Genomic DNA, 23,706 nt, shown 5'->3' with positions numbered 1-23,706 from the left:
ATGCTGGGCAGGAAGAGTGCGCTCTGGCGCAGATGTGAGCGCATCGCGGGCGGCGTGCGGCTGCCGGAGCCGTTCGACGTCACCACGTTGTTCGGCGAGGTCGCGGCGATGCGGGGGCGGCCCATCGAACTGGTGCCGCTCGCCGCGCGGCCGGGGGCGCCGTGCGGTGTACTCGCGGCCACCGACCGGGCGGACTACGTGTTCTACACGCGGGACACGTCCCCGTTGCACCAGCGGCACATCCTGCTCCACGAACTCGGCCATCTGCTGTGCGGGCACGTCGAAGGCGAGGTGCGGCCGGAGACGATCGCGGAGATCGTCGCGCCCAGCCTGTCGGTGGACCTGGTCCGCCGGGTCCTCGGCCGCACCACCTACGCGCGGGAACAGGAGAAGGAAGCCGAACTGGTCGCGTCGCTGCTCATGCGCCGCGCCGCGCGCACCGGGCCGGAAAACGACCGGCTGCGCCACGCCCTCGGTTCATGATCAGCTACCTGTCCGCCGCGCTGCTGGCGTTGATCGGGCTCACCCGGCTGATGACGGTCCGCGCCGGGCCGAGGTACCTGGCCACGTTCTTCCTCAGCATGGCGGTGGGCCTCGCCGTCTCCGCGGAGGACACGGTCCGGCTGCTCGGTGACGAACTGCTCCCGCGGCTGGTCACCAACGCGCTGCAACTGCTCGCGATGCGCGCGCTGCTGCAACTGGTCCGCAGCGCCCGGTCGCCGGAGAAGCCGACGCCGTTCTGGCCGATCGTGCTGTGCTGGGCCCTGATGGTGTTGTGCTATCTGGACTTCGCGCCGCATCGGCTCGAAGCGGGCACGTCCGGATTCCAGTGGCGCTTCAGCATCGTGGCCTATCAGGTGATCCTGACGACGTACGCGGTCACGTGCCTGGTGCTGTTCATCCGCACGCTCGTCCGCAGCGCCGCGGGCCGTCCACGAGGAGCGTTCCGGACCGGTCTGCGGATCCTGATCTGTGCCGCCGTCGTCACCATCGGCTGGGCGCTGTTCTCCGGGCTTCCCTCGCTGTGGCTGGAGATCACCGACCTCGCGGACCTCGATTTCATGCCCCGCGCCCGTCTGGTCGGGCTCTGCGCGATGGTGCTGTGGGTCCTCGGCGGGCTGTTCACCACCTGGGACGGCGCGCTCCGGATGGCGCGCGCGTGGCGGAGGATCCGGGCGGTGACACCGTTGTGGAAGGAACTCGTCGCCGCCCACCCGCAGATCGCGCTGCCCGTGCGGCACGATCTCGAATTCACCTTGTACCGCAGGGTGATCGAGATCCGTGACGGCCTGCTGGCGTTGCGGGCACACGTCCCGCCGCAGCTCGGCGACTGGCTGCGCACCCCGGTCGACGAGCCGACGCGCGCCGCCGCCGAACTCGCCGCGGCGCTGGTGATGCGGGAGGCGGGCCGGAGCTGGCCGGACAACCCGGCGGGCCCGCACCCCAGCGCACGGGACGAAAGTGCTTGGCTGAGCGCGGTTTCGTCCGCGTTCACGCGGTCCCGTGTCGTGCGGGAGGTCCGTGAACGCGCCTTGGCGGAGGCCGGTCGACCGTCCAGGGAAGAGCCGACGCTCAAGCACCGGTGACGTAGATCCGGGCGATACTCCCGTCCGCCCAGGACAAGCAGAGCCGATGCCCGGCGAAGTGGTAGACGACCGTGGCTTCGCCGTTGGCACGGTTCACCCAGCTGTCGTGCGGAACGGCCCCATGCGCCCGCACGAAGGCATCGACGGACCCACGATGCCCGCCGAGGTCGAGACCGGAGATCAGCCGGTCCGCGTCCGGGCAGACCCCGACATCGACACTGACCTTCGTCACCAGCCCGTCGAGCGCCTCGATGTAGACGCCGTCGGCGCTCGGCTCGTCGGGGACCAGTTCACTCCGCCGGACGGTCGAGCCGGGGAACAGCCGCCGAAGTTCCGCGTAGGCCGCAGAGTCCTCGGGTTCGCCCAGCGCGGCGCACATCGTGACGATGACACCGGTCAACGGCGTCCCGGGGGCCGGAAGCGGAACGGCCGCGGGCTCCTCGGTCTTCAGCGGTGCCGGCCGCGGGTCCTGCCCGCCGAAGCCCGCCACCCGGTCCCAGATCCAGTCGGCCATCGAGTCGGCGACGGGCTCGTCGGGCTGTCCTGGCCGGCGTTTCACCAGCTTCCCGAACGCGACGGCGACCAGGTAGGTCCCGGCGTCGTCGGTCATCACCTGCTCCCAGACCTCTTTCTCGGGCCAGTCGGGGTGCGCCGCCCGGTCGGCTTCGATCTCGGCGTCCATGGCGAGGATTTCGGCCGCCGACATCAGGCGGAACGACTCGGTCCAGCCCCAGGCGGCGCCGGAGCCGGGCGGCTGGCCGTCGTGCCAGGTGAGCAGATCCCTCGCGACCATGGAGCCGACCTTGTCCTCGCCTTCGGCCAGATCCGCGGCCGAGGCTCCCGGCCGTAGCGTGTCGCGCAGTTCGGCGGGCATCACCGCGTCCAGTGCCGCCAGCGCGGAGGCCAGGTCGATGCCCAGCTTCAGGTCGCGGATCTGCTGCCAAGCCATCTCGAGCGCGCCGGTGGCTTGGATGTCCGCCAGGGTGATGTCGTCACCGCGCGCCTTTTCGACGATCCGCAGCATCGTCCGCGCGGTATCCACCAGGGTCTGCAACAGGTCGTCGGTCGGGTCCTCGCGCAGCAGCCGGAGACCGAGTTGTTCGGCGTCGTCGAACCGGTATCGCGCCAGGTAGGCGTAGCCGAGCAACATGGCGACCCACGAGTCCGCCACGTTGGTCCGGATGGCCTCCTCGGCGGCGGGAACGAACCGTTCGGGTGGTGCGCAGCTGCCCAGCAGGTACTCCGCGCGTTTCGCCAGCGCCTTGGGGAGGTCGTCCGGCGCCGTCCGCGCGCACAGCGCCACCGCCTCGTCGAGTTGCCGCCACCCGGCCTCGTGCTCCCCGGCGCAGGCCTGGGCGTGGCCCAGTTGCATCCAGTCGTCCCAGTCCTCGTGGTTCTGGCCCAGTACGGTGCGCGCCCACCGCAGCGCCTCGTCGTGGTTGTGCTCCCCCGATTCCAGATGCCGGAGCGCACGAGCCGCCCAGATGAACCGGTTGTCGCGGCGACCGGCCACCCGGAGATAGAGGCGCCGCGCTTCGTCCGCGTCGCCGCAGGACTCGCGGTGATAGGCGAGCACCATCAACGCGCTGCTCCGCTCCGGCTGGGCCGCGAGCACCCGCACCGCCAGCTCGGCGACCCGGGGATGCGTCGGCTGTGCCTCGAGGAGTTCCCAGGCCAGGTCGAGGTCCCGCTCGACGGTGTCGCTCATCGCATGCCCCGCTTCACCCGGTACGCCCGGAGCTGGTCGAAGGTCCCGTCGTCGACGCCGAATTCCAGCACGGGCGCCACCTGGTCGAACCAGGAGGTGGTGGACGGGGTGATCCCGCCGACGGCGGCCAGCAGCGCGCCGGTGGTGACCGGCACCAGCTCGCCCTTGCTCATCGACTCGACCATCGCCTGCTGCAGCACGGTTGTCGTCAGATGGCTGAGATCGGCACCCGAGAACCCTTCGGTCGCCGCCGCGACGGCCACGACATCGACGTCTTCGGCGGGTTTGCCGTCCAGCGCGCCCTGGACGATCGCCGCCCTGGCTACCGCGTCCGGCGGCAGCACCAGCACCGTCTTGTCGATCCGGCCCGGCCTGCGCAGCGCGGAGTCGATGTCCCACGGCCGGTTCGTCGCGGCCAGGAAGTAGACGCCGTCGTTCGCGCCTGCCACGCCGTCGAGCTCCTCCAGCAGCTGCGTGACGAGCATCCGCATCGACTGCGACCCGCCGCCACCGGAGGTGCGCCGTCCACCGAGCGCGTCGAACTCGTCGAAGAAGATCACGCACGGTGCCGCCGCGCGTGCGTGGCGGAACACGCTCTGGATCGCCTTCTCGCTTTCCCCGATCCATTTGCTGAGCAGGTCCGCGAGGGTCACGTGGATGAAGGACGCGCCGAGATCGCCGGCGATCGCCCTGGCGATGAACGTCTTGCCGCAGCCGGGCGGGCCGTACATCAGCAGCGAGCCGCCCGGTTTCTGCCCGAACGCCGCCGCCAGTTCGGGATTGCGCAGCGGGGTGAGGAACGCGGTGTTCAGGTGCTGCTTGACCTCGGCGAGCCCCACGACGTCGGCCAGCGTCACCGCCGGGCGCTCGGTGTCCCACAGCGACGCCGAAGCCGCGGGGCTCGTGTCGTGACGGTCCTCATCGGACGGGGCCGCCACGACCTCGGCGGGCGGCGGGGCCGACGTCCGCAACCGCGCCGCCATCAGCCGGGCGCGCAGCAGGCGGATCCGCGCCGGATCGCCGCCGTGTGCCTCGAACGCCGTCAGTTCGGTGGCGGCGCGGTCCGGGTCCTGCTCCAGCAGCAGCGTGACGAAGTCCTCGCGCAGCGCCAGATTGCCGGGGTCGGCCTCCACTTCGCGGGCGATCACCTCGATGAAGCCGTCGTCGCTCACCGCGAACCTCCTTCCGCGAATGGTCCAGTGTCCGACCAGAGACAATCATCCCGGCGATCGTGGCGGACAGGCGGTCCGGTGAAGATCCCTGTCAGGGGTCAATCGGGGACGGTCCCTGATGTGCGGCGGCCTCGCGGGCTGGACCGTGATGAGGTGACAGCAAGGACAACGGAGTTACCCCAGCCTCTCGACCGTGCGATGTTCTTCGGCGGCAACGCGCCGATGGAAGGCGTGCTGAACTCACTGGCGATGGAACCTTTCATCACCGGGTCGCAGCCGCACTCACGAGCCGCCGAAATCACCGAGGTCTCACCGGACGCGACGCTGCTGCCCCCGGGAGTCAGCGCGGATCTGACGTACGAACTGGACGGACGACGCTCGCATCTCGCGTCCGGTCCAGAGTGGACACTCGTCGCGCTGCGCCGCCGCGCCGGCGCGGCGACCGTATGCGTATGCGCCACTTCCGGCGATCTGGCGGACGAGGTGCTCGCGGCGGCGGTCGGCACCGCGCGGACGGCTACCCCGGGCGAGTCGACCGTGCCGGTCGGATTCTGGCACGTGCAGGGCTGCGGTGGCGCCGGGCTGCGCGCGCCCAGGACGATGGACTTGCCGCCGTGGCAAGCGATCCGCGGCAACTACCCGCGGTCGGCGGTGACCGCGCTCGACACGCTCATGGCGGTGCGCCCGCAGGACATCACCGGCAGGCTGATCCTCCTCCACGGCCCCGCGGGCACCGGCAAGACGACCGCCGTCCGCGCGCTCGCACACGAATGGCGGGACTGGTGCCAGGTCGACAACGTCCTCGACCCCGAGGTCCTGTTCGCCGATCCGGGCTATCTGACCTCGGTGGTGCTCGGCGAAGAGCGAGCGGACAACCGGAAATGGCGGCTGCTGATCCTCGAGGACTGCGACGAACTCGTCGGCGCGGACGCGAAACGCGACTCCGGGCAGGCCCTGTCCCGGCTGCTCAACCTGACCGACGGACTGCTCGGCCAGGGCCTGGACATCCTGGTGTGCCTGACCACCAACGAGAACGTGGCTCGGCTGCACCCGGCGGTGGTCCGGCCGGGCCGTTGCCTCGCGGAGATCGAGGTCGGTCCGCTGCCGCGTGACGAGGCGGCCACTTGGCTGGGCGCGGACATCGGCGCCGAGGGAGCCACGCTGGCCGAGCTGTATCGCCTGCGAGCGGCGGTCTAGCCGTTTCGCCGGATTCCCGGGCGGCGGGCTGTTAGGGTCCGCGACATGCGGGTGTGGTTGTGCGGGCTGGTCGTGGGCGTGGTCGCGCTGCTCGGCGCGTGTTCCGGGGGCGGGGCGGGACGCGGCCAGGTGGTGTCCCCGGCGACGCCGACGACACCGTCCACGACGACATCCCCGACGACGACCGGCTCGGTGAAGACGACGACAACGCAGACCCCGGCGACCACCACCACGACCCGGGACACGCCGCACACCACGCGGACCACGACCTACCGTTCGCCGGCGACCCCGAAGCGCTACACGGCGCCGCATCGTCCGCCTACCCGCAGACGCTGACGTCCCGGTCGCTTTCACGCGAAGATCGCCGTGCGCCAGGGCTTACCGACGAAGGTACTAGGACTTCCGCTGCTTCCGCCGTGACGGGCGATCGGCCAGGGTCCCCGTATGCGCGTCCTTCCTGTTTCGCCGCGTGCCCGCAAGGCCGTGGTGCTCGGCCTGATCACCGCGGTCGTGCTGGCGGCGTCGGCCTACGGCCTCGATCGGCTGGTCAACGCCCGGACCTTCCAGTTCTACGGCGGCCTGACCCATCGGGTCGAGGTGCCGGACAAGGTCGTGGCCCTCACCTTCGACGACGGGCCCGACCCGGCGGGCACCGGGGAACTCCTCGACGGCCTGGCCACGGCCGGGGTGCCCGCCACCTTCTACCTGACCGGGCGGGAACTGGAGCGGCATCCGGACCTCGGCACGCGGATCGCCGCCGCCGGTCACGAACTCGGCAACCACTCCTACTCCCACGAGCGGATGGTCTTCGTGTCCGCCGAAACGGTGGCAGGCGAGATCGAGCGGACCGACGCGCTGATCCGCCGCACCGGCTACCGCGGCGAGATCACCTTCCGCCCGCCCAACGGCAAGAAGCTGCTGGCGCTGCCGCGTTATCTCGCCGAACATCGGCGGCGGACGATCATGTGGGACGTCGAGCCGGACTCCTACCCCGAGGTGGCCGCCAGCGCCTCCGGTATCGCCGAGCACACCGCGGACCACGTCAGGCCGGGCTCGATCGTCCTGTTGCACGGGATGTACCAGAGCCGGACCACGACCAGGCAGGCGGTGGTCCCGCTGGTCGAGCGGTTGCGCGGGCTCGGCTACCGGTTCGTCACGGTGTCACGGCTGCTGGCCCAGCGGCCGGGATGACCGCGCGGACCATCCAATGCCGCCCGCGCGGGCCGAACTCCAGCCGCCCGCCGTGCCCGGCCAGTTCGCCGGCGACGCTGGCCAGCCCGAAGCCGCTGCCGCCGCCCGGCCTCTCGGTGGCGGGGAGTTCGCTGCCGACCTCGACGTGCACGTCGTCGTCATGGCGCCGCACGGTGATCCTGACCCTGGTGCCGGGGCCGGCGTGCCGGAGCGCGTTCGTGGCCGCCTCGGCGATCACGCGCTCGGCCAGCATTCCGGCCACCCCGTCCGGCAAGCCGGTGGGTTCGTCCAGCACGAGCCCGGCGGCCCGCAGCCGCGCGAGGAGCTCGGGCAGTTCCGTGGGCGCGGGCGGCGGATGCTCGTCCTCGGCGAGGTCGCGGAGCGTCAGCCGGACCTCGGTGAGCGCGTCCCGGCCCGCGGTGAGGATCGTGTCCACGCGCTCACGGGCCGGTTCGCTGAGATCAGCGGTCGCGCGCAACGCCTCCGCCTGCACGAGCATCACGGTCGTGGTGTGGGCGAGGGTGTCGTGCAGCCGGCGGGCGGTGCGCTCCCGGCGTTCCGCGGCCGCGCTTTCCGCACGGTGGCGGGCCTGCTGCTCGACGAGCCGGGCGCGATCGGCCACGTGGCGCCGCCGCTCCAGGCCCATCGTCCACGCCACCCCGAACGCCACCAGCGCCAGCAAAGTGCCGTCCACCAGGCCCTTGACCTCGCCCATCGCCACCGCCACGGCGGCGGTCGCCCCGGCCGCGACCACCCAGCGCCCGGCACGGCCCGGCAGGGCGGCCACGGTGTAGAGCGCGAGCAACACCGGCACGTAGGCCACGTTGCGCGCCGGTCCCAGCAGCAGTTGCGCCACGGTCGCCGCGGCGACGACCGCGAGCACGACGCCGGGAGCCCGCCGCCGCGCGGCCAGCGGCAGTAGCTGCGCTGCGGCGGCGACCATCGCCTGCCAGCTCGCCGTACCCAGCCCGCTCGCCGAGAACAGCAACGCGACCAGCAGGATCATCCCGAGGTCCAACCGCGCGCGGAGATGATTGAGCACGTCCCGACAGTAGAGTGTGCGCCATCGAGGTGATCCCATGGTTCGTGTCGTCGTGGTCGACGACCACGCCCTGGTCCGCGAAGGGCTGGCGATGGTGCTGGCCGCACAGCCCGGCTTGACCGTCGCCGCGCAGTGCGCCGACGGGCCCGAGCTGCTCGGCTTCCTTCGCACCGCGCGGGAACCGGCCGACGTGGTCCTGCTCGACCTCTACCTGCCGGGCATGGACGGCTTGGAGACCTTGCGCCGCCTCCGCGAACAGCTGCCCGCACCGCCGCCCGTGCTGATGCTGACCACCATCGGGAGGCGGCACGAGATCCGGCAGGCGCTCGCCGACGGAGCCGCCGGCTTCGTGCTGAAGGACGCCACCGGGGCCGAACTGGCCGCCGCCGTCCGTGGCGCGCACGACGGGATGACCGTGATCAGCCCGTCCGCGGCGGCCACGCTGTGCGGCACCGGTGACCCCGGCCTGACCCCGCGCGAGCGCGAAGTGTTGTCGCTGCTGGGTTCCGGACTGTCCAATCGCGACATCGCGGAGCGGCTCGGGCTGGCCGAACGCACGGTCAAGGTGCACGTCGGCAACGTGCTGGCCAAGCTCGGGGTCACCAGCCGGACGCAGGCCGCGTTGCGTGCGCACGTTCTGCTCGGCTCGCGGGATTCGTGATCGATTCGAGCTTCGCCCTGACTTCGGCGCAGCGGGCCCAGCACGGGGGAGGGCGGGCCTACCCGTCACGCCAGTGCCGCCTTCCGGCCAAGCGAAGTCGCACACCTTGGTCTCGAACCGTGTCGAGGTCTCCATTCAGCGTGACCCACCTGCGTTCATTTCAGCAGTTCATCGAGGTGGCCATGCTGACCGGCCCGGCGTGAAATCCGGGACCGCTACGGTTGCCGTGGGGGACCGACCACCCAGGGGGACGAATGAGCGAGACGTTGGACGAGACCGTCGCGGGCATCATGGCCGGGGTCAGTACGACGATCGCCGAGGGCGACAGCATGTTCGCGGGCAACAACACCGCGCACTACATGAGCGTGTCCAGGGACGCGCTGCGTGCGGTGCTCGCCGCGTTGCAGGTGACGGGGCGGCCGGAACCGAAGCGGGTCTTGGACTTCGGGTGTGGTTACGGCAGGGTGATGCGTTCGCTGCGGGCCGCCTTCCCGGTGGCGGAGCTGATCGCGTGCGACATGGACCCGGCGGCGCTGGCCAGTTGCGCGGAGGCGTTCGGCGCGCGGGCGGTGACCGGTGCCCCCGACGTCGACGACATCGAGCAGGTGACCGAGGTGGACCTGCTGTGGTGCGGTTCGGTGCTGACCCATCTCGATGCCCCGGACTGGGGCCCGCTGCTGCGCTACTTCTCCCGCGCGCTGGCTCCCGGTGGCGTCGCGGTGGTCACCACGCATGGCCGCCGGATGGCGATGCGTGCCGAGGCGGGCAAGGACTACGGGCTGGACGCGCGTGCCACCGACCGCATGCTTGCCGCGTACAAGGCCTGCGGTTTCGGCTACAACGACTACGCGGGCAACGACGGCTACGGCATCTCGCTCAGTTCGCCCGGCTGGGCAGTGCAGCGCGCACTGGAGGCGCCCGGCCTGCGCCTCGCCGGATACGACGAGGCCGCGTGGGATCGCCACCAGGACGTCATGGTGCTGGTGAAGGACGCCAACGAGATCCTGAAGTCCGACCTGTAAACCCCTACCCCGTATCAGCTGTCCGTGAAGGCCTCCTTGAGGGACCCAGAGTCCCTTAAGGAGGCCTTCACGGCCTTTGCCGCACCCGGACGCTGTGCTATACCCTACGGGGGTAATGTAGTGTCGAACCGAAGGGTGAAAGCTGATGGACACCACCGTGTACACGGTCAAGGGCATGACCTGCTCGGGCTGCATGAACAAGGTGACGACGGCGGTGAACGGTGTCGCCGGGGTCAGCGAGGTGGACGCGGACATCGCGACCGGTGAGGTGACCGTCGTGAGCGAGGGGCCGGTCGACGCGCAGCTGGTGCGATCCGCGGTGAAAGAAGCCGGCTACGAGGTGGTCGGCTGACGGCGATGGCTGACAACGGAGCCGAACCGGCCGTCGTCGTCAAGGTCGTGGACAACGGGCCGTATCAGGTGAAGGGTCCCATCCGGCTGGTCGATCACGACAACAACGAATACGAGATCGGCGGCCGCACTCATTTGCTGTGCCGGTGCGGCAATTCGGCGAAAAAGCCGTTCTGCGACGGAGCCCATGTCCGGACCGGGTTCACGGCGACCAGGGCGGAATGAGAAGCGGGCGGGTGGCATGAGGTCACCCGCCCGCTCGTCGTATCGGGGGTATCAGGAGCGCACAAGGCGCGCGATCGCTTCGGAGGCTTCCCGGATCTTCCGGTCCGCCTCGGCGCCGCCTTTCGCGGCGGCTTCGACGACGCAGCCCGCCATGTGCCGCTCGAGGAGTTCGAGCGAGAACGATTGCAGGGCGCGGGTCGCCGCGGACACCTGCGTGAGGACGTCGATGCAGTACTTGTCCTCCTCGACCATCTTCTGCAGCCCCCGGATCTGCCCCTCGACGCGTCGCAGGCGTTTGAGCTGGCGCTCCTTGTCGTCGCCGTGATCGGCCACGCTCACTCCTCGAGTCGGGATTCGCGTACGGCTCAATCATGCCCGTCCGGCAGCGGTGCGTCGAAGGCGCCCGCTGTGGAGGCAGGTGGTGACATACACCACGGGGGTATGCCTGTTGCCCTACCCCCCTAGGGTATGTAGAGTCCTCGTCAGGAGGTCGAGATGCATGGATACACGCAAGGCAAAGACGAATACCTGACCCGGCTGCGGCGGATCGAAGGACAGATCCGGGGCCTGCAGCGAATGGTCGAAGAGGACAAGTACTGCATCGACATCCTCACGCAGGTGTCCGCGGCCACGAAGGCGTTGCAGTCGGTGTCGCTGGGGTTGATGGACGAACACCTCAGGCACTGCGTGTCCGACGCCATCGCCAAGGGCGGCGACGAGGCCGACGAGAAGATCAAAGAGGCGAGCGACGTCATCGCCCGTCTCGTCCGTTCCTGAAGCACCGCAACGAATCCGGAGGAGAAGAGCGATGAGCGAGACCACCTACACCGTCACCGGCATGACCTGCGACCACTGCGTCCGTTCCGTCACCGAAGAGGTCGGCAAGATCGACGGCGTCACCGGCGTCCGCGTGGATCTGCCCACCGGCGCGGTGACCGTGACCGGATCCAAGGAGCCCGCGGTCGCGGATGTGCGCGCCGCCGTCGAAGAAGCCGGATACGAGCTGACCGCCTGATCCGCGGTCCGCTCCCGATCGCGGGCCACGGCCCGCACTAAGGACTTCACGATGAACACAGTTGCGAAGCTCTCCGCCTACGGTGTGGCGCTTGCCCTGGTCGCCGGTGGCGCCTGGGCCGCAGGCACCGCTGTCGGTCCTTTCGCCGGCGCGGCCGGCCTTCCCGGCGGCGAGGACGCCGGGCATGGGGACGCTCACAGCGGCACCGTCGCGGAGGCGGCGCCGACCGACGAGCCCGGCGGGCTCGCGTCGTCCAGGGGCGGCTACACCCTCACGCCCACCACCACGACGCTCACGCCGGGGACGAACCAGCCCTTCTCCTTCAGGATTCTCGGCCCCGACGGCGCGCCGGTCACCGCGTACGACGTCGAACACGAAAAGCGGATGCACCTGATCGTCGTCCGCCGCGACACGGCCGGTTTCCAGCACGTGCACCCCGAACTCGCGCCCGACGGCGTGTGGAGCGTCCCGCTGTCCCTGCCCGAGGCGGGCAGCTACCGCGTCTTCGCGGACTTCAAGCCGACGGGCGGCTCGGCCTCGACACTCGGTGTCGACGTCGCCGCGGCGGGAGAGTTCAAACCCGTCGAGCACCGGCCCTCTCGCGTCGCGGACGTCGACGGCTACCAGGTCCGCCTGGACGGCGAGCTGACGCCGGGCAAGTCGTCGAAGGTGACCTTGACGGTGACGAAGGACGGCCGTGACGTGACCGATCTCCAGCCGTACCTGGGCGCCTACGGGCATTTGGTGGCGCTGCGCGGCGGCGACCTCGCGTACCTGCACGTCCACCCGGACGGCGAGCCCGGAGACGGCCGCACGAAGCCCGGCCCCACGGTGACCTTCTTCGCCGAAGTCCCCTCGGCGGGGACGTACCGGCTGTTCCTGGACTTCCAGCACCAAGGGAAGGTCCGCACCGCCGAGTTCACCGTCGCCACCGCGGGAACGCCCGCTTCGGCGCCCCAGAACCAGACCCCACCCCCGGCGGCCGACGACGGCCACGGCGGACACGGCTGACCGCGAGCCGGAAAGGAGTGACCACGATGACTTCCGATCTGGACCAGGCCACCACGGCCGAGGTCGAACTCGCGATCACCGGGATGACCTGCGCGTCGTGCGCGATGCGCATCGAGAAGAAGCTGAACAAACTGGACGGTGTCACCGCCACGGTCAACTACGCGACCGAGAAGGCGAAAGTCACCTACAGCGGGGACATCGAACCCCAGCGGCTGATCGAGCAGGTGGAGGCGGCCGGTTACGCGGCCGCCCTGCCCGCTCCGCCGAAGCTGGAGCAGCCGGACGGGCCGGCCGAGGAGGCCGATCCGATCGCGCCGTTGCGCCAGCGGCTGATCGGTTCCACGGTGCTGTCGGTGCCGGTGATCCTGCTGGCGATGGTGCCGGCGTTCCAGTTCACCTACTGGCAATGGATCTCGCTGACGCTGGCCGCGCCGGTGCTGGTGTGGGCGGCGTGGCCGTTCCACAAGGCGGCCTGGGCGAATCTGCGCCACGGCGCGGCCACCATGGACACCCTGATCTCGATGGGCACGCTCGCCGCGTTCCTGTGGTCGCTGTACGCGTTGCTGTTCGGCAGCGCGGGAACGCCGGGGATGACGCACGCCTTCGAGCTGACCGTCGAGCGGATGGCCGGGGACGGCAACATCTATCTCGAGGTCGCCGCCGGGGTGACGACGTTCATCCTCGCCGGACGGTACTTCGAGGCGCGGTCCAAGCGCCGGGCCGGTGCCGCGTTGCGAGCGTTGCTGGAGCTGGGTGCGAAGGACGTCGCCGTGCTCCGTGACGGCAAGGAAGAGCGGATCCCGGTCGACCGGCTCGTCGTCGGGGACCGGTTCGTGGTCCGCCCGGGGGAGAAGATCGCCACCGACGGCGTGATCGTCGAAGGCAGCTCCGCCGTCGACGCGAGCATGCTGACCGGCGAGAGCGTCCCCGTCGAGGTCGGGCCCGGCGACGCCGTGGTCGGCGCGACGGTCAACGCGGGCGGACGGCTCGTCGTCCGTGCGACGCGGGTCGGCGCCGACACGCAACTGGCGCAGATGGCGAAGCTGGTGGAGGACGCGCAGACCGGCAAGGCGCAGGTCCAGCGGCTGGCCGACCGGGTTTCGGGTGTGTTCGTGCCGATCGTGATCGCGCTCGCCGTCGGCACGCTGATGTTCTGGCTCGGGGCAGGCGGTTCGGTCGCGGCGGCGTTCACCGCGGCGGTGGCCGTGCTGATCATCGCCTGCCCGTGCGCACTGGGGCTGGCGACGCCGACCGCGCTGCTCGTGGGCACCGGGCGGGGCGCGCAGCTCGGGATCCTGATCAAGGGCCCGGAAGTGCTGGAGTCCACGCGCTCGGTCGACACGGTCGTCCTCGACAAGACCGGCACCGTGACCACCGGGCAGATGTCGCTGGTGGCGGTCCACGTCGCCGAAGACGCCGACGAGGAGACGACGCTGCGCTTGGCCGGTGCGCTGGAGAACGCGTCGGAGCACCCGATCGCGCAGGCCATCGCTCGCGCGGCACGGGAGCGGGTGGGCGAGCTGCCCGCCGTCGAGGAGTTCACCAACGTCGAAGGCCTTGGCGTGCAAGGGATCGTCGACGGGAAGGCGGTGCTGGCCGGACGCAGCGCGCTGCTGGAGGAGTGGGCGCACCACCTGCCGCCGGACCTCGCGGAGAAGAAGGCGGCCGAAGAGAAGGACGGTCGCACCGCGATCGCCGTCGGCTGGGACGGGAAGGCGCGTGCCGTCCTCGTCGTCGCCGACACGGTGAAGCCGACCTCCGCCGAAGCCATCACGCAGTTGCGGGCGCTCGGCCTGACCCCGGTCCTGCTCACCGGGGACAACGAGGCCGTGGCCCGTGCGGTGGCCGCGGAGGTCGGGATCACCGAGGTGATCGCGGAGGTCCTGCCCAAGGACAAGGTGGACGTGGTCAAGCGGTTGCAGGGCGAGGGCAAGGTGGTCGCGATGGTGGGCGACGGCGTCAACGACGCGGCCGCGCTGGCACAGGCCGACCTCGGCCTGGCCATGGGCACCGGCACGGACGTCGCCATCGAGGCGTCGGATCTCACCCTCGTCCGCGGTGATCTGCGGGCGGCGGTGGACGCGATCCGGCTCTCGCGGCGGACGCTGCGCACCATCAAGGGCAACCTGTTCTGGGCCTTCGCCTACAACGTCGCGGCGCTGCCACTGGCCGCGGCGGGGCTGCTCAACCCGATGATCGCCGGCGCCGCGATGGCGTTCAGCTCGGTGTTCGTGGTCACGAACAGCCTGCGGCTCAAGGGATTCCGCAGCACGGCGAGCCTCCGCTGACGTTGCGAAAGCCACTTTCGCAACCTTCAACGTTGCGAAAGTGGCTTTCGCAACCTGCTCACCGCCGATCAGAACGCAGCAACGACAAAGGGCCGCCCCCGGTGCCGAAGCACCAGGGGCGGCCCTTGAACCGTCGTGAATCAGTGGTGGTAAGCGTGCACGACCGCGTGTCCGGCGCCGCGGCCGATGAGCCACTTGTTGACCGGCGTGGTGAGCAGGAAGGCGACGAAGAGGGCGAAGGCGAGCGCACCCCAGAACAGCCAGCTGGCGAGACCGGCCTCCATCGCGCCGGGGACGACGAGCATCACGCCGTTGTCGATGATCTCCATGACGATGATCGACACGGTGTCGGCGGCGAGCGCGACTTTGAGGGCCTGCTTGAAGCCGACGCCCGCGCGCAGGACGCCGCGCATCGTCAGGGCGTAGCCGAAGACGAACGCCAGCGCGACGGCGAGCACGATGGTGGCGAGGTTGCCCCAGCCCAGCGCGGTGCCGATCACCATGCCGAGCACTTCGCCGATGGCGCAGCCGGTGAGGCAGTGCAGGGTGGCCGACGCCGCCATACCCCAGGAGACCTTGCCCGGTCGGTGGTGTTCATGGCCCGCCTGTCCACCGTGGTGCTCGTGTTCGTGGTGCGAGTGGTCGTGCTCAACCGACATGGTCGTGTTTCTCCTTTGTGGACTGCTCGGCAGGCGCGGGTTCAAGGCCTGCGACGAGATTGAACGAACCGGTGAGCAGGTTGAGGGACACCAGTCCCACCGTGTCGGCGATGAGCTGATCGCTCCAGCCGTGTCGCCGCAATTCGGCGACGTCCTCGTCGCCGATCGAAGACGGTTCGGCGAGAACCCGCACGGCGTACGCGATCAGCGCGGCCTCGCGCCGATCGGTGGAGGTGCCCTGGCGGGCCAGCGCGATGTCGTTGTCGCTGAGCCCGGCGGCCTGCGCGGCCCGCGTGTGCGCCTCCAGGCACAGCGCGCAACCGATCCACTCCTGCAGGGCGAGTGAGATCTTTTCGCCGAGTGCCCGGGGAAGCTTCGCCCGCTTCATGGCACGCGAGAAGTCGAGATAACCCTGAAGGAGCGCGGGGGAGTTGGCCATCGCGGAGACCATCGGGCCCACCGAGCCATGCCGTTCGACGATGTCGCCGAGCAGCTCGGCGGATTTCGCCGGCGCGTCGGCCGGATCAAGCGACTTGAGACGCTGCACGGTTCCTCCTCGTCCTGTCGGTCGCCGGAACCTTATACCTGTAAGGGGTAACTGTCGAGCTCAGCCGGTTTCCGGCGTCCTCATTGCCGTGCAACGGGTTTCGCTATCGAAGAAGCGCGTGTGACGATCGCTACACTAATACCCCCTAGGGGTACTTGTGTAGCCCGCATCGATCGGTCTAACTTCAACTCCGCAATACCCCCTAGGGGTACCAAGATCCTGAAAGGACGGTCGTCATGGCGGAGACAACCCCGGACCCACGACGGTGGTGGGCGCTGGGACTCATCGCGTTGGCCCAGTTCATGGTCATCATGGACACCTCGATCATCGGCGTCGCGCTCCCGGCGATGCAGCAGGACCTCGGGTTCTCCCCGGGTGACCTGTCGTGGGTGTTCAACGCTTACGTCATCGCGCTCGCCGGGCTGCTCCTGCTCGGCGGACGCCTCTCGGACCTGTTCGGCGCGCGGAGGATGTTCACCGCCGGCTGGGTCGTGACCCTGGGCGGTTCCGTGGTCGCCGCGGTCGCGGGCACCGCGTGGGTCGAACTGCTCGGCCGGGTGCTGCAGGGTGCGGGAGCGGCACTGATCGCGCCGTCCGCGCTGACCCTGCTGATGATGTTGTTCGGCGCGCGTCCTCATGAGCTGACCAAGGCGCTCGCGCTCTACGGCGCGGCCGCTCCCGCGGGCGGCACCGCGGGGGTGTTCCTCGGTGGTGTGATCACCGAATGGCTGTCGTGGCCGTGGATCTTCTGGCTCTATGTCCCGATCTCACTGGTCGCGATCGTGGCGACCGGCAAGCTGATGCCGTCCGCCCCGGCCCGGCGTGGCTCGGTCGACATCGCCGGCGCCATCGCGGCGACCGCGGGCCTCGGCCTGACCGTGTTCGGTGTCGTCCGCGCCCCGGAAGCGGGCTGGGACTCGGCCGGCACGTGGGGCGCGCTGGCCGGTGGCATCGCCCTGCTCTCGGTGTTCGTCGCGATCCAGCGGAAGCGCGAGGTCCCGTTGGTGCGGCTGGGGATCTTCCGGACGCCGAACCTCGGCGGCGCGAACCTGGCGCAGTTCCTGCTCGGCGCGGCGTGGATCCCGATGTGGTACTTCCTGAACCTGTACCTGCAGCAGGTCCTGGGCTACGGCGCCTTCGCCAGCGGTGCGGCGCTGCTGCCGATGACGGTACTGATCGTGGTGCTGATGGTCGCGGTCGCGCCCCGGCTGATCGGCCGGTTCGGGCCGAAGAAGATGATCATCGGTGGCTTGTGGGCGCTCGCCGCGGGCCTGGTGTGGCTGTCGCTGGTCAGCCCGACGGGGAACTTCGTGGTCGACGTCCTGCCCGCGTCGCTGGTCGCGGCCCTCGGTCAGGCGCTGGCGTTCATCCCGTCACTGGGCACCGCGATCTCCAGCGCGAAGCCGGAGGAAGGCGGGCTCGCGTCGGGCATCGTGAACACCTCGTACCAGATCGGGTCGGCGCTCGGCCTGGCCGCGATGACCGCGGTCGCCGTGTCGGCCGGTGCGGGGCGGATCGGTGACCCGGTCGCGCTGACCGGCGGCTACTCGGCCGCGTTCCTCGGCGCCGCCGGGATCGCGATCGCCGGTGGCTTCCTGGCCATGGCGACCCTGCGCACTCCCAGTGAGGTCAGCGGAGGTGAACCGGCGGTCCGGCGATGACCGGCTGTATCCCCGTGTGGAGGGCGAGACCGATCCCGGTCCGCCCTCCACACGGCGTTTCAGGCAGGGGGCTCTTCCTGGAGCGCGCGGACCTCGACCCGGCTGCGCAACGCACGCGAGGCCTGCTTGGTCCATTCGATCGCGACGTCGTCGTTTTCGGCCTCGATGATCCAGAAGCCACCCAGGTATTCCTTGGCCTCGACGAACGGGCCCGGGGTCAGCACGGGGCTGTCGCCGGAGTAGTCCACCGTGGTCGCGGTCGACGGCGGCTGCAGGCCACCGGCGGTCACGAACGCGCCCGCCTCCTCGAGGGCGGAGTTGAACGCGCCGACCTCGGCGATGATCTTCTGCAACTCGGCGGGGTCCATGTCCGCCATCGTCGGCTCCTCGGCGGCGTCGTGGGGAAGGCTCAGGAAGTACTTCGTCATCGTCGGCTCCTCGTTGTCGGTGCTGTGCCGAAAACCTATGCGGGAGACCCCGGTCGGCGAATCAGTCATCGTGACCGGTATCCGATCACCGGACGAGGCCTGCCAGCTCGGCGCGACCGGTCACGCCCAGCTTCGGATACGCCTTGTAGAGGTGGTGGCCGACGGTCCGCGGGCTGAGGAACAGCTGCGCGGCGATCTCCTTGTTCGTGTGACCGGTGCCTGCCAGCCGGACGACCTGCAGCTCCTGCGGGGTCAACAGGGTGAGCGGGCCGCTGCGCCGGGGTTCGTCGCCCCGCTCGCCGAAAGCGGCCAGCTCGCCGCGCGCACGCTCGGCCCAGAGCTCCGCGCCGAGTCCCTCGAACGCGGACACCGCCGCGGCGAGATGGGCGCGGGCCTCGGTGCGACGGCGCTGGCGGCGCAGCCACTCGCCGTAGACCAGCTGGGTACGGGCGTGCTCGTAGGGGCCGCCGTGCCGCTCCTGGATCCGCAGCGCTTCGATGTACAGCGCGTCGGCGTCATCGGTCATCAGGGCCCGGCAACGCAGCGCGAGCCCGGCGGCGATCGGGCGGTCGACGTGTTCGGCCCAGTGCAGGAAGGCCGCCAACGGTTCGTGGACTCGATCCGGCTCGCCGGTGCGCATGGCGGCTTCCACCAGATCCGGCACCGCGCGCATCAGGAGATCGCGGCTCGCTGGTCCCTGGAACACCTTCTCGAGCCGGTCGGCCGCTTCCTTGAACCGCCGGGCGGAAAGGTCGAGCATGCCGAGGCCCCAGTCCGAGAGCTCGGCGTTGACCCGGTGCCGGGCCCGGGCGCGCGGGAGCACCTCCTCGGCAAGCGCCCGGCAGCGCGCCTCGTCACCCGACACGGCGTGCAGCCACACCTCGATCGACCGGTGTGCCAGGCGTTCGGTCGTGTTCCCGAGTTCGGCGGCCACGGCCGCGCCTTCGGCCACACACGCGCGGGCGTCGGCGAACTCACCGCGGAACAACCGCGCCACGGCGAGCACGTTCAGGGTGTACGGGACCCAGCCCAGCGCGCCGGTGGCCCGCACCTGGGCCAGCATGTCCTCGGTCCCGGCGGCGACGCCGTCGTCGTCCGCGATCATGAGCCCGCCGAACCCGGCCGTGACGCGATGCATCAGGTCGTTCCCGCCGCCGCTCTTGGTGGTGTAGAGATCGCGCATCGGGCCGACGGCCGCCTCCGGACGTCCGGCGAAGAGCTCCGCCCAGCCGAAAAGGGCGGTGACGATCGGTGCCCAGTCCTCCGGCGGGGTGAACCCGCGCATCAGGTCGACCACGCGCTGCAGCAGATCGTGCGCCGCTCCGTGCCGGGCGGCGTGCACGGCCTCGAAGAAGTTGAGCGCGGCGCGCTCCGGATCGGTGTCGCGCACCAGCTCCGCGGCCCCGATCGCCAGCTCCGCGTCGGCCCGAGGGGAGGTGCGTTCGTACTCCACGGCGCCACGCGTGTAGATGGCGTCGGCCCGGATGCCGGGCTCGGTGGTGAGCGAGAGCGCTTCGGCCGCCAGCCGGGCGGCGCGGTCGGCCTTGCCGGCGTCGAACGCGGCCTGGCTGGCGAGGGCGATACGCCGGGCCTTCAATTCCCGGTCGGCACTGAGCCGGCCGGCGCGGTCGTACGCGGCGGACACCGCCATCGCGCCGCCCCGGTGCCAGGCCCGCTCCGCCGCGCGTTCGAGTTCGGCGGCCACCGACTCGTCGGGGCTCGTGGTGGCGGCGGCGAGGTGCCACGCGCGGCGGTCCGCGTCGGTCTCCAGCGCGTCGGCGTACGCGCGATGCACCTCGATCCGCCGATGCAGCGGCGCGTCCTGGTAGGCGGCCGCCCGGACCAGCGGGTGGCGGAACGTGATCCGGCTGTCGATCCGGAGCAGCCGGTCGCGTTCGGCGGGCGCCAGGTCGCCGGGGGCGCCACCGAGTGCTTCGATCACGTGCAGGATGGTCGCGAGCGGCGCCGCCGTGTCGGCCGCCGCCGCCAGGAGCGCGCGCTGGGTGGGTTCGGGAAGCTCGACGATCTGGCGGCGGAACGCCTCCTGCACGCGGCGGGTCACCGGCAGCGGCCGGACCTGCTCGGCCGGGTCGGGCTCGTCGGTGTCGTGTGCCGCGAGCCGCGACGACCCGAGTTCGATGATCGCCAGCGGATTGCCGCCGGATTCCGCGAGGACCCGGGCCCGTACCGGTGCGACGAGTTCCGGCGCGTGGTCGTCGAGCAGGCGGGCGGCGTCGGGCGCGGCGAGGCCGGACAGGTCCACGACCTCGATGCCGGCGATCTCGAACGGCGCCGACGTCTCGCGCACCGCGAACAGCATCGCGATCCGGTCGGCCACGAAGCGCCGGGCCGCGAACAACAGCGCCTCCACGGAACCCTGGTCGAGCCATTGCAGATCGTCGACCACGCACAGCAGAGGCGTGTCCTCGGCCAGATCGGCGAGCAACGACAGGGTGCCGGCGGAGATCAGGAACCGGTTGGCCTCGTCCCCCTCGGCCAGACCGAAAGCGCATCGCAGCGCCGTGGCCTGCGGGATGGGCAGGGCGTCCAGCCGGGCCAAATGCGGAAACAGGAGCTGGTGCAGTCCGCCGTACGCCAGCTCGGAATCGGACTCGACCCCCGCCCCGCGGACCACCCGCATGCCCTCGGCTTCGGCGATCGACACCGCGTGGTCGACAAGGACCGATTTCCCGATGCCCGCCGCGCCCCGCAACGCCAGCACACCGCTTCGCGCGTCACGCGCGTTCGCCAGCAGGCGTCGCACCCGCGCCAGCTCGACGTTCCTTCCCACCAGCGACATGGGGTCACCCTAAAGGGGGCCGTCAACCGAGGTCGCAGAAAGCCTCGGCCAGTTCGTCCGGACGGCACGGTGCCCCGAAATGGTCGCCCACCGCCAATTCGGCCCCGGCGTCGAGCCAGAACCGCGCTTGCCCGGCGGTCGTCAGACCGTCCACGATCACGTCCGCGCCTGCCCGGTGCGCCAAACCCGGCAGCTCCCGCAGGAGGCCGGCCACCGGCGAGTCCGGCCCGGCCCCGTCCGACGGCTCGCAGTCCAGCCGCACGCCGTGCGCCGGCAGGCCGGCCAGCATGGCCAGCGCGCCGTCGCCCAGCCCGCGGACGCCGATCACCGGCCGCACGCCCAGGTCGGCCAGCGCCCGCAGGTTGTCCCCGGTCTCGCCGAGATCGGCGGCGAGGGCGAGCATGGGCAGCTCGATCAGCAGCCGCTCGGCCGGGAACCGCGTCTCCTCCAGTACGCCGACCACCCGGGTGAGCAGGTCCGTGTCGGCCGCCTGATGCGGGCTCAGGCTGACCAGCAACCGCAGGTCCCGGTCCAGCCGTTGCCGCCACCAGCCCACCTGACGGCAGGCGGTGCCCAGCAGCCACTGACCCAGCGGCAGCATCAACCCGGTGGTCTCGGCCAACTGTCGGCACTGCCGGTCGGACAGCGGATCCACCCCGGGAGGATCCCAGCCGAGGAGCACCTCCACCCCGTGCACCGCGCCGTCGGCCAGCCGCACCAGCGGCCGGTATCGCGCCTCGACGTCACCGTGCTCGAAAGCGCCCGGCATGGTCGCGGCCAGCGCGTCGGTCTCGCGGTCGAGCCGGTCCTGTTCGGGATGGGACAGCTCCCACTGCCCGTGCCCGTTGGCCTTGGCCCGGCGCAGGGCCTGGTGGGACTCGCGCAGCAGATCGGCGGCTTCGCGATCCTGGGCGGGCCGGCTGACCACGCCGATACTGACCGACAGGGCCAGCCCGTGCTCGTCCACGTAGGCGGGCTCGGTGAGTTCCCGGCGCAACTCGTGCACCAAGCGCACCGGGTCCGGGGTGTTCGGCGCGTTCTCCACCAGCACCGCGAACTCCGCACCGCCGAAGCGGGAGAGGAGGGCCTTCTCCCCGGCCAGCGCGGACCTCAGCCGCTGGGCCACGATGACCAGCAGCTGCTCGGCCACGCGTTCGCCGAGTCCGTTGCGCACCACCGCGAAAGCGTCCAACTCCAGCCGCAGGAGCGTCACGCCCAGCTCCGGGTCGGCCTTGCTCAGCGACGTCTCCATCCGCGTGCTGAAGCACTGCCGGTTGGGCAGGCCGGTGAGTACGTCGTGCAGGGCCTGCCTGCTGAGTTCGTTCTGCAGCAACAACAACTCGGTGCCGTCTTCGACAACGGTGACGAAATGACTGGGTTCGTCCCCGGCGCCGCGCAGCAGCGAGGCGGTCAAGGACACCGACACCGGCTCGCCGTCGCTGTGCAGCAGCCGCTGGGACTGCTGGATCCGCTCGACCTTGCCCGCCGTCAGCGCGCGGTAGTCCTCGCGCAGCACCGGCCGGTAGTCGGGGTGTACCAGCTCGAACAGGTCGCGTCCGGTCAGCTCGTCCGGGGCGTGCCCGAGCATCATACCCGCGGCGGCGTTCACGGTGACCAGCGTGCCGTCCAGTCCGGCGACCAGGATGCCGCTCGCCGACGAGGTCGCGACCTCGTCGAACCGCGCCTGCGCGGTCCGCAGCTCGTACTTGGCGTCCCGTACTGCCTTGAGCATGGACAGTTTCAGGCTTTCCTGCTGTGCCAAGGTGGCGTTCTGCGAGGCCACCACCACACTCGCGGCCAGCGCGCCGAGCACGCCCACCACGCGCTCGGCGAACTCTTCGGCGGGCTGGAATTCGGGCAGCGTGAGCAAGCCCTTGCCGAGGACGCTCATGGTGACGGTGATCGCCTGCCCGCTCGCGCAGTTCAGCTCAGCCAGCCGGGCGCCCGCGGCCTCCAGCGCACCGGTGCTGCCCGGCGACTGCTCCTGCCCGCTCTCGTGCACCTCGGCACACAGGGCGTCCAGCAGCGTGGCCAGCTCGGCCTCGAAATTCGCGTGCACCAGCGGGACGTAGCCGATCCCGCCGAGCAGGTAGGCCCACTTGCGCGCGAGCAGACCACGCTCGCGGCGCCCGGGTCCGGGCGGCGGCTCCGGGATCGGCGCTCTGCCGGGGTCGGTCATGGGTTCAGGACTTCCGTGCCACGCCTGCGTAGATCAGTTCATTCCACGCCGGGTCCTCGGCGATGTCGGTGGGCCCGGCGGGCCGCCAGCTGCCACAACCGACCAGGCCCGGCTCGACCAGCGTCAGATCCCCAAGCAGGCCAAGGACTTCGTCGTGGGAGCGGGTGTGCGGCACCTCGCCGCGCCGCGCGGCCATCTGGTCGCTCGCCACGGCGAACGACTCCTGATGCGCATCGGCCGAGATGTGCGTGAAGGCGAGCAGGCTCCCTGGAGCCAGAGGTTCCTGATAGGCACGCACCAGCCCGGCCGGGTCGTCCTCGTCCGGGATCCAGTGCAGCAGCAGCATGCACAGCAGGCCCACCGGTTCGGAGAAGTCGATCAGCCGCCGGACCTCCGCGCTGCCGAGAACCCCGGCCACGTCGCGCACGTCCGCGTGCAGGACCGCGGAGCGGTCGTCGCCCGCCAGCATCAGTTCCCCGTGCGCGACCGCGACAGCTTCCTTGTCGACGTAGACCACCCGGGCGTCGGGGGCTTCCCGCCGGGCGATCTCGTGCACGTTGCCCACGGTGGGGATTCCCGCGCCCAGATCGAGGAATTGCCGGATGCCTTGCGCGATCATGAATCGCACCGCCCGGCCGAGGAAGGCGCGGTTGAGCCGCACCGACTGCCGGATCCAGGGCAGGGTGCGCTCGAGATGATCCGCGGTAGTGCGATCTTTTTCAAAATTATGGTTGCCGCCGAGCCAATAGTCATAGATCCGGGCGACGTTCGGTGTGGCTGTATCGACTCCGGCCGGGACCCAGTCCCGTGTATCCGCCATCGCGCACCTCATCGGTTCGGGAGACGGAACAGCATACCCACTACCGTGACAATGGATTGATCCGTCTAACGTGGCCGGGTTTCTACCCGATCGGGTGCTGCCGCCACGGCTGCTGGGCCCGTACCGTGGCTGCCTTCCGAATT

Annotated in this window: 24 protein-coding genes; 13 read left to right on the top strand and 11 right to left on the bottom strand. The window is 70.6% G+C overall.

The window, feature by feature from the left end; all coding sequences use genetic code 11:
• Together DMC61_RS17860 and DMC61_RS17855 are read left to right on the top strand one after the other, a co-directional pair.
• Entirely contained in the window at window positions 1-483 is a 483-nt protein-coding gene (locus DMC61_RS17860; protein ID WP_016331914.1) for an ImmA/IrrE family metallo-endopeptidase, read from the top strand.
• A complete protein-coding gene (locus DMC61_RS17855) occupies window positions 480-1,586 on the top strand; it encodes an MAB_1171c family putative transporter (RefSeq protein WP_125690223.1) in 1,107 nt (368 codons plus the stop codon). The genes DMC61_RS17860 and DMC61_RS17855 overlap by 4 nt, the downstream gene beginning before the upstream one ends.
• Here the strand turns inward: DMC61_RS17855 and DMC61_RS17850 are convergent.
• Together DMC61_RS17850 and DMC61_RS17845 are read right to left on the bottom strand one after the other, a co-directional pair.
• On the bottom strand, window positions 1,573-3,294 hold the full coding sequence (locus tag DMC61_RS17850; RefSeq protein WP_125690222.1) for a tetratricopeptide repeat protein: 1,722 nt from the start codon (window positions 3,292-3,294) through the stop codon (window positions 1,573-1,575). The two genes, DMC61_RS17855 and DMC61_RS17850, sit on opposite strands and share 14 nt — an antisense overlap.
• The gene (locus DMC61_RS17845) at window positions 3,291-4,466 is read right to left on the bottom strand and encodes a 26S protease regulatory subunit (protein ID WP_125690221.1); all 1,176 of its coding nucleotides are present in this window, start codon (window positions 4,464-4,466) and stop codon (window positions 3,291-3,293) included. Before DMC61_RS17845 ends, DMC61_RS17850 begins: the two co-directional genes overlap by 4 nt.
• A gap of 153 nt (window positions 4,467-4,619) precedes the next feature.
• On the opposite strand from DMC61_RS17845, the gene DMC61_RS17840 reads away from it, so the two are divergent.
• Window positions 4,620-5,663: a DUF5925 domain-containing protein gene (locus tag DMC61_RS17840; protein WP_233594843.1), complete on the top strand. Its 1,044-nt coding sequence runs from the start codon at window positions 4,620-4,622 to the stop codon at window positions 5,661-5,663.
• On the opposite strand, the gene DMC61_RS41160 is transcribed toward DMC61_RS17840, so the two are convergent.
• Complete coding sequence (locus DMC61_RS41160) at window positions 5,660-5,908, bottom strand: hypothetical protein (protein ID WP_158634112.1); 249 nt, start codon at window positions 5,906-5,908, stop codon at window positions 5,660-5,662. The genes DMC61_RS17840 and DMC61_RS41160 overlap by 4 nt on opposite strands.
• Window positions 5,909-6,107: 199 nt before the next feature.
• Here DMC61_RS41160 and DMC61_RS17830 point away from each other — a divergent pair, with 199 nt between their 5' ends.
• Complete coding sequence (locus DMC61_RS17830; protein ID WP_125690219.1) at window positions 6,108-6,854, top strand: polysaccharide deacetylase family protein; 747 nt, start codon at window positions 6,108-6,110, stop codon at window positions 6,852-6,854.
• Here DMC61_RS17830 and DMC61_RS17825 read toward each other — a convergent pair.
• Window positions 6,817-7,896, bottom strand: coding sequence for a sensor histidine kinase (locus tag DMC61_RS17825; protein ID WP_158634111.1), 1,080 nt, complete (start codon window positions 7,894-7,896; stop codon window positions 6,817-6,819). The genes DMC61_RS17830 and DMC61_RS17825 overlap by 38 nt on opposite strands.
• Window positions 7,897-7,933: 37 nt before the next feature.
• On the opposite strand from DMC61_RS17825, the gene DMC61_RS17820 reads away from it, so the two are divergent.
• The 4 genes from DMC61_RS17820 to DMC61_RS17805 all read left to right on the top strand — a co-directional run bounded on the left by DMC61_RS17820 (window position 7,934) and on the right by DMC61_RS17805 (window position 10,155).
• A complete protein-coding gene (locus DMC61_RS17820) occupies window positions 7,934-8,557 on the top strand; it encodes a response regulator transcription factor (RefSeq protein WP_125690217.1) in 624 nt (207 codons plus the stop codon).
• 254 nt (window positions 8,558-8,811) lie between these two features.
• Window positions 8,812-9,579, top strand: a complete 768-nt coding sequence (locus tag DMC61_RS17815) for a trans-aconitate 2-methyltransferase (protein WP_125690216.1) — start codon at window positions 8,812-8,814, stop codon at window positions 9,577-9,579.
• Between the two features lie 145 nt (window positions 9,580-9,724).
• The gene (locus DMC61_RS17810) at window positions 9,725-9,931 is read left to right on the top strand and encodes a heavy-metal-associated domain-containing protein (RefSeq protein WP_125690215.1); all 207 of its coding nucleotides are present in this window, start codon (window positions 9,725-9,727) and stop codon (window positions 9,929-9,931) included.
• Window positions 9,932-9,936: 5 nt separating this feature from the next.
• A complete protein-coding gene (locus DMC61_RS17805; RefSeq protein ID WP_125690214.1) occupies window positions 9,937-10,155 on the top strand; it encodes a CDGSH iron-sulfur domain-containing protein in 219 nt (72 codons plus the stop codon).
• Window positions 10,156-10,206: 51 nt separating this feature from the next.
• Here the strand turns inward: DMC61_RS17805 and DMC61_RS17800 are convergent, their stop codons facing one another.
• Entirely contained in the window at window positions 10,207-10,488 is a 282-nt protein-coding gene (locus DMC61_RS17800) for a metal-sensitive transcriptional regulator (protein WP_037346486.1), read from the bottom strand.
• A 162-nt stretch (window positions 10,489-10,650) separates the two neighbouring features.
• Between DMC61_RS17800 and DMC61_RS17795 the strand changes: the two genes are divergently transcribed.
• The 4 genes from DMC61_RS17795 to DMC61_RS17780 are packed head-to-tail and all read left to right on the top strand — an operon-like array spanning window position 10,651 to window position 14,469.
• Window positions 10,651-10,932 carry a metal-sensitive transcriptional regulator gene (locus DMC61_RS17795; RefSeq protein ID WP_016331925.1) on the top strand — a complete coding sequence of 94 codons (282 nt, stop codon included), beginning with the start codon at window positions 10,651-10,653 and terminating at the stop codon, window positions 10,930-10,932.
• Window positions 10,933-10,963: 31 nt separating this feature from the next.
• Window positions 10,964-11,170, top strand: coding sequence for a heavy-metal-associated domain-containing protein (locus DMC61_RS17790; RefSeq protein WP_016331926.1), 207 nt, complete (start codon window positions 10,964-10,966; stop codon window positions 11,168-11,170).
• 51 nt (window positions 11,171-11,221) lie between these two features.
• Entirely contained in the window at window positions 11,222-12,181 is a 960-nt protein-coding gene (locus tag DMC61_RS17785) for a hypothetical protein (protein ID WP_125690213.1), read from the top strand.
• A gap of 26 nt (window positions 12,182-12,207) precedes the next feature.
• Window positions 12,208-14,469, top strand: coding sequence for a cation-translocating P-type ATPase (locus DMC61_RS17780; RefSeq protein ID WP_125690212.1), 2,262 nt, complete (start codon window positions 12,208-12,210; stop codon window positions 14,467-14,469).
• Between the two features lie 140 nt (window positions 14,470-14,609).
• Here DMC61_RS17780 and DMC61_RS17775 read toward each other — a convergent pair whose 3' ends face one another.
• Window positions 14,610-15,128, bottom strand: a complete 519-nt coding sequence (locus tag DMC61_RS17775) for a DUF4396 domain-containing protein (protein ID WP_125690211.1) — start codon at window positions 15,126-15,128, stop codon at window positions 14,610-14,612.
• Window positions 15,118-15,675 (bottom strand): carboxymuconolactone decarboxylase family protein, encoded by a 558-nt coding sequence (locus DMC61_RS17770; protein ID WP_125690210.1) that lies wholly within the window; start codon window positions 15,673-15,675, stop codon window positions 15,118-15,120. Before DMC61_RS17770 ends, DMC61_RS17775 begins: the two co-directional genes overlap by 11 nt.
• 236 nt (window positions 15,676-15,911) lie before the next feature.
• Here DMC61_RS17770 and DMC61_RS17765 point away from each other — a divergent pair, with 236 nt between their 5' ends.
• The gene (locus DMC61_RS17765; RefSeq protein ID WP_125690209.1) at window positions 15,912-17,336 is read left to right on the top strand and encodes an MFS transporter; all 1,425 of its coding nucleotides are present in this window, start codon (window positions 15,912-15,914) and stop codon (window positions 17,334-17,336) included.
• A gap of 59 nt (window positions 17,337-17,395) precedes the next feature.
• On the opposite strand, the gene DMC61_RS17760 is transcribed toward DMC61_RS17765, so the two are convergent.
• The 4 genes from DMC61_RS17760 to DMC61_RS17745 all read right to left on the bottom strand — a co-directional run bounded on the left by DMC61_RS17760 (window position 17,396) and on the right by DMC61_RS17745 (window position 23,563).
• Window positions 17,396-17,764, bottom strand: a complete 369-nt coding sequence (locus tag DMC61_RS17760; protein WP_016331932.1) for a YciI family protein — start codon at window positions 17,762-17,764, stop codon at window positions 17,396-17,398.
• Window positions 17,765-17,849: 85 nt separating this feature from the next.
• Window positions 17,850-20,564 (bottom strand): LuxR family transcriptional regulator, encoded by a 2,715-nt coding sequence (locus tag DMC61_RS17755; protein ID WP_125690208.1) that lies wholly within the window; start codon window positions 20,562-20,564, stop codon window positions 17,850-17,852.
• Between the two features lie 22 nt (window positions 20,565-20,586).
• The gene (locus DMC61_RS17750; protein ID WP_125690207.1) at window positions 20,587-22,743 is read right to left on the bottom strand and encodes a bifunctional diguanylate cyclase/phosphodiesterase; all 2,157 of its coding nucleotides are present in this window, start codon (window positions 22,741-22,743) and stop codon (window positions 20,587-20,589) included.
• Window positions 22,744-22,747: 4 nt separating this feature from the next.
• Window positions 22,748-23,563 (bottom strand): SAM-dependent methyltransferase, encoded by an 816-nt coding sequence (locus DMC61_RS17745; protein WP_125690206.1) that lies wholly within the window; start codon window positions 23,561-23,563, stop codon window positions 22,748-22,750.
• Window positions 23,564-23,706 lie beyond the last annotated feature (143 nt).

Source organism: Amycolatopsis sp. WAC 04169, assembly GCF_003947535.1.
In the GTDB taxonomy this organism is placed as follows: Bacteria; Actinomycetota; Actinomycetes; order Mycobacteriales; family Pseudonocardiaceae; genus Amycolatopsis; species Amycolatopsis keratiniphila.
The sequence above is the reverse complement of the archived record's forward strand: the minus strand, read 5'-3'. Positions and strand labels throughout refer to the sequence as shown.